This is a genomic window from Streptomyces sp. NBC_00503 (assembly GCF_036346895.1).
Taxonomy (GTDB): domain Bacteria; phylum Actinomycetota; class Actinomycetes; order Streptomycetales; family Streptomycetaceae; genus Streptomyces.
On sequence record NZ_CP107856.1, the window covers coordinates 290478 to 303638 of the forward strand.

12 protein-coding genes are annotated in these 13161 nt (G+C 72.4%); 8 read left to right on the forward strand and 4 right to left on the reverse strand.

From position 1 onward, the window contains the following. Window positions 1–85: 85 nt before the first annotated feature. Window positions 86–1582, reverse strand: coding sequence for an MFS transporter (locus tag OG490_RS38585; protein ID WP_330301417.1), 1497 nt, complete (start codon window positions 1580–1582; stop codon window positions 86–88). Between the two features lie 149 nt (window positions 1583–1731). Here OG490_RS38585 and OG490_RS38590 point away from each other — a divergent pair, with 149 nt between their 5' ends. The 5 genes from OG490_RS38590 to OG490_RS38610 all read left to right on the forward strand — a co-directional run bounded on the left by OG490_RS38590 (window position 1732) and on the right by OG490_RS38610 (window position 7816). Continuing rightward, window positions 1732–2130 carry a nuclear transport factor 2 family protein gene (locus OG490_RS38590; protein ID WP_330301418.1) on the forward strand — a complete coding sequence of 133 codons (399 nt, stop codon included), beginning with the start codon at window positions 1732–1734 and terminating at the stop codon, window positions 2128–2130. An 87-nt stretch (window positions 2131–2217) separates the two neighbouring features. Beyond that, window positions 2218–4716 (forward strand): alpha/beta fold hydrolase, encoded by a 2499-nt coding sequence (locus tag OG490_RS38595; RefSeq protein ID WP_330301419.1) that lies wholly within the window; start codon window positions 2218–2220, stop codon window positions 4714–4716. 162 nt (window positions 4717–4878) lie between these two features. Continuing rightward, window positions 4879–5667, forward strand: a complete 789-nt coding sequence (locus tag OG490_RS38600; RefSeq protein WP_330301420.1) for an Ldh family oxidoreductase — start codon at window positions 4879–4881, stop codon at window positions 5665–5667. Between the two features lie 417 nt (window positions 5668–6084). Then, window positions 6085–6921 (forward strand): helix-turn-helix domain-containing protein, encoded by an 837-nt coding sequence (locus OG490_RS38605; protein WP_330301421.1) that lies wholly within the window; start codon window positions 6085–6087, stop codon window positions 6919–6921. A gap of 103 nt (window positions 6922–7024) precedes the next feature. Next, window positions 7025–7816 carry a helix-turn-helix transcriptional regulator gene (locus OG490_RS38610; protein WP_330301422.1) on the forward strand — a complete coding sequence of 264 codons (792 nt, stop codon included), beginning with the start codon at window positions 7025–7027 and terminating at the stop codon, window positions 7814–7816. A gap of 43 nt (window positions 7817–7859) precedes the next feature. Here the strand turns inward: OG490_RS38610 and OG490_RS38615 are convergent, their stop codons facing one another. From OG490_RS38615 to OG490_RS38625, 3 genes are read right to left on the reverse strand one after another with little or no spacing between them, the layout of a single operon-like run. Further along, window positions 7860–8936 (reverse strand): DUF7405 family protein, encoded by a 1077-nt coding sequence (locus tag OG490_RS38615; protein WP_330301423.1) that lies wholly within the window; start codon window positions 8934–8936, stop codon window positions 7860–7862. Beyond that, window positions 8936–9571 carry an NAD(P)H-binding protein gene (locus OG490_RS38620; RefSeq protein WP_330301424.1) on the reverse strand — a complete coding sequence of 212 codons (636 nt, stop codon included), beginning with the start codon at window positions 9569–9571 and terminating at the stop codon, window positions 8936–8938. The genes OG490_RS38615 and OG490_RS38620 overlap by 1 nt, the downstream gene beginning before the upstream one ends. Then, a complete protein-coding gene (locus tag OG490_RS38625; protein WP_330301425.1) occupies window positions 9568–10482 on the reverse strand; it encodes a zinc-binding dehydrogenase in 915 nt (304 codons plus the stop codon). The genes OG490_RS38620 and OG490_RS38625 overlap by 4 nt, the downstream gene beginning before the upstream one ends. Before the next feature lie 217 nt (window positions 10483–10699). Between OG490_RS38625 and OG490_RS38630 the strand changes: the two genes are divergently transcribed. From OG490_RS38630 to OG490_RS38640, 3 genes are read left to right on the forward strand one after another with little or no spacing between them, the layout of a single operon-like run. Continuing rightward, on the forward strand, window positions 10700–11617 hold the full coding sequence (locus tag OG490_RS38630; protein ID WP_330301511.1) for a LysR family transcriptional regulator: 918 nt from the start codon (window positions 10700–10702) through the stop codon (window positions 11615–11617). A gap of 59 nt (window positions 11618–11676) precedes the next feature. After that, entirely contained in the window at window positions 11677–12669 is a 993-nt protein-coding gene (locus OG490_RS38635) for an NAD-dependent epimerase/dehydratase family protein (protein ID WP_330301426.1), read from the forward strand. A 9-nt stretch (window positions 12670–12678) separates the two neighbouring features. After that, window positions 12679–13113 (forward strand): VOC family protein, encoded by a 435-nt coding sequence (locus OG490_RS38640; RefSeq protein WP_330301427.1) that lies wholly within the window; start codon window positions 12679–12681, stop codon window positions 13111–13113. Window positions 13114–13161 lie beyond the last annotated feature (48 nt).

Consider the following 13161-nt stretch of genomic DNA (forward strand, 5'->3'; position numbering starts at 1 on the left):
GTGGGGTCCCCGGCGACAGGTGTGCGGGGGCGGGGCGGCCGGAGCCGGCCGGGACGGGCCGGGCCGGTCAGTGCCGGACGACCGGTCAGTGCCGGGCTGCGGCGGCGCGGCGGTTGCGGAGGAAGACGGCGACCAGCAGGGAGACGCCGATCAGGATCAGGCCGTTGACCAGGATCGAGAGGTTGATGCCGGACAGGGTCGCGGCCTTGACGGGCTCGCTCGACAGGCTCCGGATCTGGGCGGTGGCGATCGCGCTCATGATCGGGATGCCGATCGTGATGCTGACCTGCTGGGTCAGCGTGGTGATGCCGGTGGCCAGGCCCTGCTGCTCGTTGGGCAGGCCCGAGGTGGCGGTGACCATGAAGCCGACGATGGCGGCGACGTGGGCGTAGCTGCTGAGGAAGGCCAGGGCGAGGACCCCGTAGAGCCAGCCGCGGGCGTCTCCGGCGAAGAAGAGCGCGCCGACCGTGATGCCCTGGACCAGCAGACCCGCGACGAGGACCGCCCGGCTGCTGCCGAGGACGCCGATCCAGCGGGGGGCGGTGACTCCGCCGAGGAAGGCGCCGACGCCCAGGACACCGAAGGTCAGGCCGGTCGCCATCGCCGAGTACCCCAGGACCTCCTGGAGGTAGAGGGTCAGCAGGAAGATCATCGAGGTGAAGCCGACGAAGGTGGCGGCGCCGCCGATGTTGCCCCAGGTGACGGTGCGGCGGCCGAGGATGCGCAGCGGGGCCAGCGGCTCGGGGGCGTTGAGTTCCACGAAGCCGAAGACGACGAGCAGCAGCACGCCGACGGCGAGCGAGATCAGGGTGGTGGGGTCGCCCCAGCCGTACTGGCCGGCGGCGGAGATCCCGTAGACGAGGGCGATCAGACCGGCGCTGACGGAGACGGCTCCGGGGATGTCCAGCTTGCCGCCGGTGTGCCCGCGGGAGGCCTTGACCAGCATCGGCGTGACGACGATCAGCAGGATGCCGATCGGGATGTTGATGAAGAAGCCCCACCGCCAGCTCAGGGTGTCCGTCAGCATGCCGCCGACGATGGCGCCGCAGGTGAAGCCCGCGGAGAGCATGGCGCCGTTGAGTCCGAGCGCACGGTCGCGCAGCGGTCCTTCGGGGAAGGAGGTGATCAGCAGGGCGAGGCCTGCCGGGGTGACCATCGCGGTCGCCAGCCCCTGGGCCACGCGGGCCGCGAGGAGCGGTCCGGCGGCGTCGACGAGTCCGCCCGCGAGGGAGGAGACGGTCAGCAGGACCAGACCTGAGAGGAAGACCTTGCGGGCTCCGATGAGGTCGGCGACGCGGCCGAAGAGGAGGCTGAAACCGGCCGCGCTGAGGGCGAAGGCCGTCGCGATCCACTGCAGGTTCTCGGTGGCGAAGTGGAGCTCGCGGCCGATGACGGGGACCGCGACGTTCATGATGGAGAAGTCCACCGCGAGGGTGAACTGGGCGCCGAGCAGGAGAAGCAGGATGAGCGTCTGGCGCCTCGTCATCTTGTCCGGAGCGGCTTGCGGCACCTGGGCCGGGGCGGTGACCGACCCCGGTGAGTGATCGACCCGAGTCTCCTCGGGGCTGTTGACCGTAGACATGAGTGACCTTTCGCTTCCTGCCGGTTGGTGTGGTCCGAGCATCTGCGGGGCAGGAGGTGCTAGCCAGTACCCGCCGTTTCATAGGGCTGCGCTGGGTACCACCGGCTGGGTCTGTCTCAGGCCGCGGGTCCGTGAATACGTTTCGCCACATGACCGAATCCACACGTTCCACAGTCGAAGAGTTCTTCCGCCGCATCGGCACCGGCGAGGGAGAGCGGGCCCTCGAGCTCCTCGCGGAGCCCCTCGACTGGTTCACCCCCGGCGACACCGCGCTGATCCCCTGGATGGGGCGGCGCAGCACCCGCGGCGAGGTCGCGGACTTCTTCGAGCAGGCCGGCGAGAACCTCACGCCGCAGGAGTTCTCCATCGAGCGGGTTCTGGCCGACGGGGACGCCGCTGTGGCGCTGGGCAGCTTCCGCTACCTCGTGAACGCCACCGGCAAGGCCTTCGCCTCGGAGTTCGCCGTCGAACTGCGCGTCGCCGACGGCCTGATCACCCGCTACCACATGCACGAGGACAGCCACGCGATCTCGCTGGCCTTCCTCTGAGCCTTCCGGCCCGGACCCACATCGCAACCCGCTCGGACCCCGTCGGAACCCGCTCGGACTCGGCCGGTGAGCGCGAAAGAGGCTGTCATGACCACCCGGTACCCCACTGAACAAGACACCGACACGGACACCGCGCGGCCGGACGCCTACGAGGTCCTCGTCGTCGGCGCCGGCCCGACCGGCCTGACCGCGGCCAGCGAGCTGCTGCGCCGCGGGGTCCGCGTCAGGATCGTGGACGCGGCCCCCGGCCCCAGCGTCCATTCCAAGGCGATGCTGGTGTGGCCGCGCACCCTGGACATACTCGAGGACCTCGGGCTCTCCGCGGGCGTCGACCAAGTCGCCGTCAAGCTGCGGCAGATGACGTACTACTCGGAGAAGAAGCCGGTCACGCGGATGCGGATGGCCGACGACATGGCCCCGTACTGCCTGCCGCAGCGGCTCACCGAGGAGGTGCTGACCGCCGGTCTGCACCGGCTCGGCGGCACCATCGAGCGCGGTGTGCGCCTGACCTCCTTGCAGGGCCTGGACTTCGGCGGGGCGATCCGCGAGGACCGTCCGGTGACGGCCTCGCTGGAGCACCCCGACGGGAGCGTCGAGCGGTTCACCGTTCCCTGGGTGATCGGCGCGGACGGCGCGACCAGCGCGGTGCGCCGCCAGCTCGGCATCCCCTACGAGGGCGCCACGTACGAGAACCGCTTCCTGATCACCGATGCCAAGGTGGCCGGCGATCCGCTGGCTCCCGACGAGATCCACTACTACCAGTCGCGTCTGGGCGTCCTGGCCATCGTGCCGCAGCCCTTCGGACTGTTCCGGTTCTTCACCAACGCCCCCGCCGACATGGAGGACGGGGAGCTCGCCGACATGCAGCGGCTGGTGGACCTGCGCGGGCCGGGCGGGCTGCGGCTCACCGACCCGGACTGGGTCACCACCTTCCGGGTGCACCGCCGGCGCGCGGCCTCCTTCCAGCTCGGCCGGGTCTTCCTGGCCGGCGACGCCGCCCACGCGCACAGCCCGATGGGCGGCCAGGGCCTGAACACCGGTATCCAGGACGCCCAGAACATCGCGTGGAAGCTGGCCTCGGTGGTCCGCGGCGGGGCCCGGACGGCTCTGCTGGAGACCTACACCCCGGAGCGCGCGGCGGTCGCCGACGCCGTCGTGCGCGATACCGACCTGCAGACGCGCGCCGCGATGTGGACCGGGGGCGGCCAGGTCGCGCTCCGGGACACCGCGATGCGCGCCCTGGACCGTACGGGGATACTCGACCGCTTCTACGTACCGGTCGCCGCGGGCCGCCGATGGGTCTACGGCCCGGTCGGCGAAGGCCCCCGGCGGCGCGCCCGGCCCGCGAACTGGTGCTCGGCGCGGGCGGGCCTGCGCCGGCACGCCCGGGAGGGCGCGGCCCTGCCGCGCGAGCTGGCCGTGGCGCTGAAGATGGCCGGTCCCGACGCCGATCCGGCCCGGTTCCAGCTGCTGGTGCTCCCCGGGCAGAAGGACACCGACCCGGGCCTGGCCGACGCGATCCGCAGGCTGGTCGCTCCCTGGCGCGGCCGGCTGCGGGTGGTGGACGCCGGGTCGCTGCCCGGACGCGGTCCGGCCGCTTCGGCCGCGCGCGAACTGCACTGCCGGCACGCCGGGTTCCATCTGGTGCGGCCGGACGGGCACATCGTGCTGCACGGCCACCGCGAGGAGCTCCACGAGCTCTCCGACACCCTCGACCGCCTGCTCCTGCCCGGGGCCGGCGGCGAAGACGAGGCCGACGCCCACGCCGGCCACCCCTCATCCCACGCAGAACTCTCCCTGGAGGAAGAAGACATGTACCAGAGCGCCGGATCCGTTCCCTTCGCCCACCTCGTCGGCTCCGGCCCGCACAAGGTGATCGTGCTCCACTCCCTGTTCCTGGGGCACCAGTCCTTCTCCTCGCTGTGGCCGCACGTGGACGGGACCCGCTTCAGCTACGCGTTCATGGACTGCCGGGGCTTCGGCCGCAGCCTGGACGTGGCGGGCACGTACACCACCGACGAAATAGCCTCGGACGTGCTGACGCTGGCCGACAGCCTGGGCTGGCAGGAGTTCTCGCTGATCGGGCACTCGCTCGGCGGCCAGCCCATCCAGCAGGTGCTGCTCAAGGCCCCGCAGCGGGTCCGTCGGATCATCGGCCTCAGCCCCGTCCCCGCCAACGGGATGCCCATCCCGGACTCCGACTTCCCGCTGTTCGCGGACGCCGCGCACAAGATCGAGAACCGCCGCGTCATCGTCGACATGACCACCGGGAACCGCCTGTCGGCGAACTGGGTCGCGGGGATGGCCGAGACCTCGATGAAGGAGGTCGGCCCGGTCGCGTACCGCAGCTACCTGGACTCCTTCCGCACCACCGACTTCGCCGACCGGGTGACGGGCGCCCAGGTGCCCGCCCTGGTGGTGGTCGGCGAGCACGACCCCGCGGTGACCGAGGAGGCGATGCGCGAGACGTGGATGAAGCACTACCCCAACGGCGAACTGACGGTCGTGGGCAACGCCGGCCACTACCCGATGGTGGAGACCCCGGTGGCCCTGGTCACCCTCACGGAGGAGTTCCTCTCCCGGTAGCCGCGGCGCCCCGCGGCCGGGTGACCGCGCGCGGGGCTCCGCAGACGGACGGAGGCGGACATCCGGTGACTCTCCTGTCGGTTGCCCGGATGTCCGCCTTCCCCACTTCCGCACTTCCCCGCTTCCCCACTTCCGCACTTCGAAGAAGAAGGAGACCGTCCGATGGCGGTGACGGCGGCGCCGCGATCGCCCGCGGCGCGCACGCGCGGTACGGGGCTGGTCGCCGTGGTCGGCCGCCAGGAGCTGACGGCGTTCGTCGGCGCCGCCCTGGAATCGGCGGGTGCCCGCGCCGAGGACGCGGACCTGACGGCCCAGGTACTGGTGGCCGCCGATGCGGCGGGGGCCGGCGAACACGGTGTGGTCCGGCTCGGTCCCTGTGTACGGGGGCTGCTGGACGGGAGCATCGACGGCGGGGCCCGGCCCGAGATCGTCCACCGCTACGGCACGGTCACCGTGGTCGACGCCCATCACGGGCTGGGCCAGCCCGCGCTGGCCTTCGCCGTGGACCAGGCGCTGGAGCAGGCCAGGGACCACGGATCGGCCATGGTCTCGGTACGCCGTTCACGCCATGTGGGTGCCACCGACTGGTACAGCGAGCGGGCGGCCCGCGTCGGCGCTTTCGGACTCATCACCAGCTCGGGGCCCGGTTCCGGCACTTCGGGGCGACACCAATCAGGGGCGGAAACAAGCCAGTTGGTCATGTGCGTGAACCAGGGCGCTACGGGGGCCGCGCACGCGCCCGGACCACCTTCCGAACTGCCGTCCGGGTCACCGGCCTCCGCCTCGGCGGCGCGGACCCGGCTGTACCTGCCCGCCACGGTCCTGGACGAGCTGGCACGGGTCGCGGCCCTGGTCAAGGTCGTGCCCGTGACCGATCTCGACCGCCGCCGCAGCCCCCGTACGCCCGCCCCGAGAAGATCCGCTCCAGCATTTTCCATTCGAGATCGATAAAAGAACCGTACGCGCTGTAGTAGATACCCGAACTAAAATTTTCTTAGCGGTAACAATTGCGATAGCCGACCCTCTCCGACCGCCTCCGATCCGTGGCCGAATTCCTGTCGGTGTTTCCACCCAATGGATTCCTCAGGCACCCATCTCGCTCGCCAGACCGCCCCCCGCATGAGATCTTTGGTCCGGCCGGCTTCCCAGTGACCAAGGTCACCGGCCGGAACTCGCCGTTCCGGGTTTCTGTAGAAGCAGGCCTGCGGCGCGAATCCGAACGCCGGGGATATCAGGCCCCCGGCGGTCGCTTCCACGCGCGCCGCAGCGGCTAATCTTCTCGTGCGGTCATTTCGGCTCGGTACGTGGGCAGCGAAAGGCGAAAACAGAATGCAGCGGGCGGCGGGGGTTCGGGATTCAGATCTTGGAATGTTTCTCCAGGTACGGCGCAGCAGGCTGACACCAGACGAGATCGGACTGTCGAGCGACGGCAAGAGACGCAGGGTCCAGGGGCTGCGCAGGGAGGAGGTGGCCCACCTCGCCCAGGTCAGCGTCAACTACTACACGCGCCTGGAGCAGGGCCAGAACCGCAGCGCCTCCCCGGAGGTCCTGGACGCCATCGCCACCGCCCTCCAGCTCAACACGGGCGAGCGGGCGCACCTGCACAACCTCTCCCGGGCCGCCGAGCTCGCCCGCCCGGCCCGGCCCGCCGCCGAGGTGCGCCCGGCCGTGGCCCGCATGATCGCCGCCTACGTCCAGGGGCCCGCCGTAGTACTCGGTAGGCAGATGGACATCCTGGCCTGGAACGCCCTGGCCCGCACGATGTTCTCGGGGCACATCGACGTGGAGGAGCTCCTCGCCCGGGACGCGCCCCCCAACCTCGCCGAGCTCGTCTTCCTGCACCCCGGCGCCCGTGCCCTCTACCCCCAGTGGCACAGCGAGGCCGTGGAGATGGCCGGGTACCTGCGCATGATGGCCGGCCGTTTCCCCGGCGACCCCGAACTGACGGAGCTCATCGAGCGGCTCGGCCTCGAGAGCGAGGAGTTCACCGAGATCTGGTCCGGCCACGTCGTCGGGGAGAAGACGCACGGAACCCGCCACCTCCACCACCCGGCGGTCGGCGAGCTGAGCCTGGCCTTCGAAAGCCTGCGCCTTCCCGACTCCCCCGACCAGTGCATCGTGCTCTACCACGCGGACCCCGCCTCGCCCGAGGAACAGGCGTTACGGGTCCTCCTCGAGGGGGACTCCGGTGTGTCCCCGGCCTGATTCCACCCAGGGCATCGGACCTGCTGTCCGGCCTGCTGTCCGGCCTGCTGAGGATGACCAACAGGGGCAGGCACGCGCACCGCGGTCTCGCGAAACTGAAGCCATGGAACCCTATCCCGACCTCAGCCGCTTCCTCATTTCCCAGCGCTTACGAACGGACCCCGGAGTCGCACCGCGCGAACTGGCCCGAGCGGCCGGGATCGACGCCGAACGCTACAACGACATCGAAGACGGCCGGGCCGGACGCGTGGCCCTGTCCGTGCTCGACGCCCTCGCGTCGGCGCTGCGCCTGGAAGCCGCGGACCGCGGTGAGCTGTTCCGGCTCGGCGGATCTCCGGGCGCCTGTCGGCTCCGCGGACTGGGCCACCTGACCCGTGCCGTGCCCAACCTGCCGGTGGTCGCCTTCAACCACCGCTTCGACATCACCGGCTGGAACCTCCCGGGGCAGGCCCTGCTCGCCTGGGGGATGGACCGGCCCGTCGACCCGGTCCCGCCCAACCTGGCCCGCATGCTGTTCCTCGACCCCGCCACCCAGGCCCTGTACGGGTCCTGGCAGCCGGAGGCGACCCGGATCGCGGCGGCCCTGCGGCGCGCCACCCGGACGCATGAGGACGAGGAACTGAGCTCCCTGGTCGTGGAGTTGGAGGCGGCCAGCCCGGAGTTCGCCGCGCTCTGGTCCGACCCGGCCGGCGGGACCCGCCCCGCCGAGGACGGCAGCGACGTCCTGGTCCGCTTCGAACACCCGGCGGTCGGAGCCATGACGCTCTCCCGGGCGGTGATCGAGGACGGGGTGGGCAACGGGCAGCGCGCCGTGGTGTTCAGCCCCGAGCCCGGCTCCGTATCCGCGGCCGCCCTGGAGGACCTGCTCACACGGGTGACCGGCCGGCCCTGCTGAGGGCACGGCCGGCCGGACACCGCGTCGGACGGATCGGCGCCGGTCAGGCGGACCGGGGCGCGTCCAGCCCGGGGTAGGCCCGCGCCGCGCGCGGAGGCACCGCGAAGGTGGCCCGGCTGCGTACGTCCATGAACGCGTTGATCCCGTTGTTGCGCCGTACCCCGATCTCCCCGTGATGCGCGGGCGCGTCGGCGGCGTTCATCATCGCCCGGGTGGCCTGGAAGTCCTCCATCGTGCGCTGCAGCGACACGAAATGGGTCCCCGGCACCCCGTGGTCCAGTGTCGCGAAGTCCCGGCGGTTGATCCGCGGCCGGCCCGCGAGCCGGGCCCTGCCGGTCGCCTGTGCGTGACCGACCCGCCCGTGACCGACCGCCACCGCGGGCAGCTCCGTACGGTCGCTCTCCGCGTCCTCGACCAGGGCGTGCGCCTCCTTCGCGGTCACCCGCGGCGAGTACATCAGCGCGGCCCGCTCGTCCTCGCCCCGCTCGTACCAGCTGTCGGTGTCCAGCACGATGTAGCTGACGTGCATGGTCGTACCGCCCGCGAAGGGCCCGTCGAGGACCGACACCTCCTCCTCGGTCGCCTGGTTCTTCTTGAGTCCCGAGTGGAAGCCCATCAGCAGCGGAGCGTCCCCGGGAATGGCCGCCTTCGGGCGGCGCTCGGCCGGCAGTCCCTCGCCGACGAAGCCGGTGCGCACCTCGGCCAGGTGCAGCCGGCCGCGCTGGTCCAGCGGCCCCGGCCCGAACAGCAGCCGCAGCGCCTCCTCCACCGTCTCCTCGCGGTCCGAAGCCAGGTGCAGGCAGGCGTCGTAGTCCTCCAGGACCGGGTTCTCCCAGCGGGCCATCGGGACCGGCCCGGCGACGGGGGAGCGCATCGCCGTGTACCGGGAGAACCAGCCCGGACCCCAGCCCAGGCACATCAGCAGCCCCTCGCCGCCGTGGCCGTACGCGGCTTCGAGCGCGGCCAGCGCCGCCTCCAGCTCGCGGGCGTCCTCGGCCGTGGGCGCGGCGGCCACCTCCAGCATCAGCAGCCGGTGGTGGCGGGGCGGCAGCGAGCGGCCCGCCTCGTCGGAGCGGAACGTGTCCTCCCAGGCGTGCTGGGCGGCGGGGCGTACGGACATCACAGCTCCTCTTCCGGCTCGTCGCGGCGCAGCGCCGCGAAGGCCGCGGCCCAGTCGGCCACCGGCTCGCCGGGTTCGTTGAACAGGCTGAAGGTGGTCGAGCGGGCGGCGCCCTGCTCGACGGCCGCGACGATCGCCTCGGCCAGGTCGTGCCGGGACACCATGCCGTCGCCCCAGGGGTTCTGGCTGAGGGTCAGGGCGTGGCTCCCGGGCGGGTCGTCGGTCATCCAGGTGGGCCGTACGACGGTGTAGGGCAGGCCGCTCTCGCGGACCATCCGCTCGGCGGCGACCCGGGAGGGCAGCAGCGTGTCGTTGATCCGGTTGAGCGGATGGGCCGGGCCGTGCCCGACCGCGAACGAGCTGAAGAGGACGAAGTGGGCGTCCGGGCAGTGGCCCAGGGCCAGGTCCAGCAGGGTCCGGGTGGCCCGCTCGGTGTGCACCGGGGCGTCGCCCCGCTTGGGCACCAGGATCAGCGCGTCGGCGCCCGCCAGCTCCCCGGGGTCCCGGGCCAGGCGGTCCAGGTCGTCCACGTAGCCGACGGAGTGGCCCCTCCCGGCGGCAGCCGCGGCGATGACCTTGCCGCTGCCCGCCCGGTAGGCGGAGCCCGCGATGACGATCCGCGCCACCGCGCTCACACCTCCCCGTCGACGAGGAGCGCGGCCTTGCCGTGGATCCGGCGCTCGCGCAGCGCCGCCATCACCTCGGGCAGCCGCTCCCAGCCGTCCACGGCGCCGAGCACCGGGTGCAGCAGGCCCTGCTCGATCAGGCCCACCAGTTCCGCCAGGTCCTCGCCGACCGGCTCGCCGGAGCCGAACACCCAGAACGGGTGCAGCGTCTGACGGGCGTGCGGCACGAAGGAGGAGATGCTCAGGGTCGCGGTCCGTCCCGAGGAGGTGCCGAGCAGCACGAAGTGCCCCAGCGGCGACAGCATCTTCAGGGCGCTCTGCAGCACCTCGCCGCCCACCGACTCCAGGATCACGTCGAACTCGCCCTCGGCGTCGGCGAGCGAGCCGATCACCTGCTCGGCGCCGAGCTCCTTCAGGTCCAGCTCCCGCCGGGTGCCCGTCAGCGCCGTGACCCGGGCTCCCCGAGCGGCGGCCAGCTGGACCGCGAAGGAGCCCACCCCGCCGCTGGCCCCCGTGATCAGCACTCGGCGGCCGTCCAGCGGTCCGCCGCGGCGCAGTGCGCGCAGTGCGGTCAGCCCCGCGACGCCCAGGGTCGCGGACTCCGCGAAGCCCACGCTGTCCGGCAGCACGGCCATCCGGTCCACGGGGACGGCGGTGTAGCGGGCCCATCCGCCGAAGTCGTTCATCGCCACGACGCGGGTCCCGGCGGCCGGGCCGCTGCCGTCCGCGGCGGCGCGCACCACCACCCCGGCCAGGTCCTGGCCCGGCCGCCATCCTTCGGCGCGGCGCCGGAAGAGGTTCAGCTCGCCGCGGTTCACGGAGAACGCCTCCACCCGGACCAGCGCCTCGTCGGGAGCCGGTTCGGGGACGGGCACGGTACGCAGCACGGGGCCGTCGGGGGCACCGATCCAGGCGCGCATCTGCGCGGAAAGCGTTTCGGAGCGGGGTTCGGAAAGGGCTTCGGAAAGGGCTTCGGAAAGGGGGGAACTCGGAGGGGAAGTCAGGTGGGAGGTCATGTCCACGACGGTAGGCAGCGGGGTGATCCGAAGGGAAAGACCTGCTGGTTCTCCACTCATAACCCCCGGGTATGAATCCAGGTCCGCCCCTACGACGGCTCCGTACGATGGCTCCGTGACGATGCCCGAGGCCCGACTGCTCCGTTACTTCCTGACCGTCGCCGAGGAGGGAAGCTTCACCCGGGCCGCCGCGCGGCTGCACATCGCCCAGCCCGCGCTCAGCACCCAGATCCGCCGCCTGGAGAGCCGACTCGGCGTCAGCCTGCTGCACCGGACCACCCGCGTGGTCCGCCTCACCGAAGCCGGCCGGGCCGTGTACGAACGCGGCCCCGACGCCCTGGCCGCGCTCGAAGCCGTCTGGGAGGCCGCCCGCCGCGCCGGAGAGGGCGAGCTCGGCCGGCTGCGCCTGGCCTACAGCACCAGCACCGGCTACGGGACCGTGCCCGCCCTGGTAGAAGCGGTGGGCAGTCGGCTGCCGGGCCTCCAGGTCACCGCCGAGACCCTGCGCACCCCGGACATCGCCGAAGCCGTGCTCGCCGGGCGGGCGGACGCGGGCATCGCCCGGACGCCCGAAGCCGTCCCCGGGATCCGGCTGCTGGCGCTGCGCACCGAGCGCCGCGGCATCCTCCTGAGCAGCGACCACCCCCTCGCGGGGCGCTACGGGCTCACCCCCGCCGACGTCTCCGCCTTCCCGCTCCTCCTGCACGAGCGGGCGGCGAACCCGGCCCACTACGACGAGGTGCTCGCGCTCTTCCACGCCGAAGGGCTGACCCCGCAGCTCGCCACCCGCCCGATCGCCTTCGACCCGACCCAGAGCGCCCTGCGCGACGCCCGCACCCTGGGCCTCGTAGGAGAGTCGTCCGGCCGGGAACTGCCCGGCTGGCTCCGCTGGATCCCGCTGCCGCCGGGGACCCGGCCGCTCACCACGCACCTGGTCCTGCCCGACTCCCCGTCACCCGTCGCCGCCCGCTTCACCGACATCGCGCTGGCCGCCGCGCACGAGGCCGGCTGGCTGCCGGACCGAGCCCCACTCGATTAACGGCGTTAACGCCGTTAACGGTCGGATCCGTTGACCGGTCCGGCGATAACGTCGAGCCCATGCAGCCCTCCCGTACCGCTGTCGCGCCGAAGGCGATCGTCCTGACGGGAGCCACCGGTTTCATCGGCTCCGCCGTACTGGAAATCCTGGCCCGCCGTCCCGGCATCCGCGTACGGGCCCTCGTGCGCACGCCCGGCGCGCCGCGCGAAGGCGTGGAGTGGGTGAAGGCCGACCTGGCCGATCCCGCGTCGCTGCGCGGGCTCTGCGAGGGCGCGCACACACTGGTGCACCTGGCCTCCTACATCGGCAGGGACCCGGAGCGCTGCCACGCGGTCAACGTGGTGGGCGGCGCGGCCCTCGTGGCCGAGGCCGTGCGGGCGGGCACGGAGCGCCTCGTCCACCTGTCCACCGCCGCGGTCTACGGGAACCACCCGCACCGCGGGATCGAGGTCGACGGGATCGCGCCGGATCCGGCGTCCGTGGCCAGCCGCACCCGGCTGGAGGCGGAGGCCCCGGTGCTGGCCGCCGGCGGGCTCGTCCTGCGGCCGGGCCTGGTCCTCGGAACCGGGGACCGCTGGGTGGTGGCGACCCTGGCGGAGCTGCTGCGCCGGGTCCCGGCCCGCTGGGACGGCGGCCGCGGCCTGCTGTCCGTCATCGGCGTCGGCGAACTGGCCGGGCTGATCGCGTCCTTGGCGACGGCCGCCGGGGACCCCGTACCGGCCGGGATCCACCACGCCAGCCACCCCGTCCCGGTGACCTCCGGGGCCCTGCTGGCCGCGCTGGCGGCCCATGGAGTACTGCCGGAGGTCCACGAGGACTGGCCGTGGGAACGCTGCCTGGCCGAACTGCGCGCCCACCCGGGCAGCGTGTCGGAGCGTCAGTTCGCCCTGCTGGCCCGCGACCACAGCCAGCTCAGCACCTCCGTCTGGCACCTGGCGGGCCTCGACCCCGACCCCGACCCGCTGTCCTTCGTGCCCGGGGCCGCCCCCTGGTACCGCACCCACCTGGCACAACTCCACCCGACCGGCGGGGCTCCGGGACACCGTGCTTAGGATGGATCCATGTTGTCGATCAAGAAGGTCCAGATCACCTTCGACTGCGCGGAACCGGCGCGCGTCGCCCGCTTCTGGGCCGAGGTGCTGGGGTATGTCGTATCGCCGCCGGAGGACTTCGCCACTTGGGAGGAGTTCGATCGCGCGCAGGCCCCCGGGGAACCGGGTCCGGCGTGGGGAGCCTGCTCCGACCCCTCGGGCGCGGGCCCGCGGCTGTACTTCCAGCGCGTTCCCGAAGGCAAGGTCGTCAAGAACCGGGTGCACCTGGACGTGCGCGTCGCCACCGGGCTCGTGGGCGAAGAGCGCCTGGCCGTGATCGAGGCCGAATGCGCACGGCTGCTCCCGCTCGGCGCTGTACGCGGAAAGCTGCTGCTCGCCGACGAGGAGAACGAATCGTGCCTCGTGATGCAGGACATCGAGGGCAACGAGTTCTGTCTCGACTGAGCGGCCACGCACGCGGCGGCTTCGCCCGATGCGGCGCCTTCGCCCGCC

Excerpts from the sequence above, each read along its gene's own strand:
- OG490_RS38615 (WP_330301423.1), bottom strand. The coding sequence starts at position 8,936 with ATGTCCGTACGCCCCGCCGCCCAGCACGCCTGGGAGGACACGTTCCGC.
- OG490_RS38635 (WP_330301426.1), top strand. The coding sequence starts at position 11,677 with ATGCAGCCCTCCCGTACCGCTGTCGCGCCGAAGGCGATCGTCCTGACG.
- OG490_RS38640 (WP_330301427.1), top strand. The coding sequence starts at position 12,679 with ATGTTGTCGATCAAGAAGGTCCAGATCACCTTCGACTGCGCGGAACCG.
- OG490_RS38630 (WP_330301511.1), top strand. The coding sequence starts at position 10,700 with ATGCCCGAGGCCCGACTGCTCCGTTACTTCCTGACCGTCGCCGAGGAG.
- OG490_RS38625 (WP_330301425.1), bottom strand. The coding sequence starts at position 10,482 with ATGCGCGCCTGGATCGGTGCCCCCGACGGCCCCGTGCTGCGTACCGTG.
- OG490_RS38595 (WP_330301419.1), top strand. The coding sequence starts at position 2,218 with ATGACCACCCGGTACCCCACTGAACAAGACACCGACACGGACACCGCG.
- OG490_RS38590 (WP_330301418.1), top strand. The coding sequence starts at position 1,732 with ATGACCGAATCCACACGTTCCACAGTCGAAGAGTTCTTCCGCCGCATC.
- OG490_RS38610 (WP_330301422.1), top strand. The coding sequence starts at position 7,025 with ATGGAACCCTATCCCGACCTCAGCCGCTTCCTCATTTCCCAGCGCTTA.
- OG490_RS38585 (WP_330301417.1), bottom strand. The coding sequence starts at position 1,582 with ATGTCTACGGTCAACAGCCCCGAGGAGACTCGGGTCGATCACTCACCG.
- OG490_RS38605 (WP_330301421.1), top strand. The coding sequence starts at position 6,085 with ATGTTTCTCCAGGTACGGCGCAGCAGGCTGACACCAGACGAGATCGGA.
- OG490_RS38600 (WP_330301420.1), top strand. The coding sequence starts at position 4,879 with ATGGCGGTGACGGCGGCGCCGCGATCGCCCGCGGCGCGCACGCGCGGT.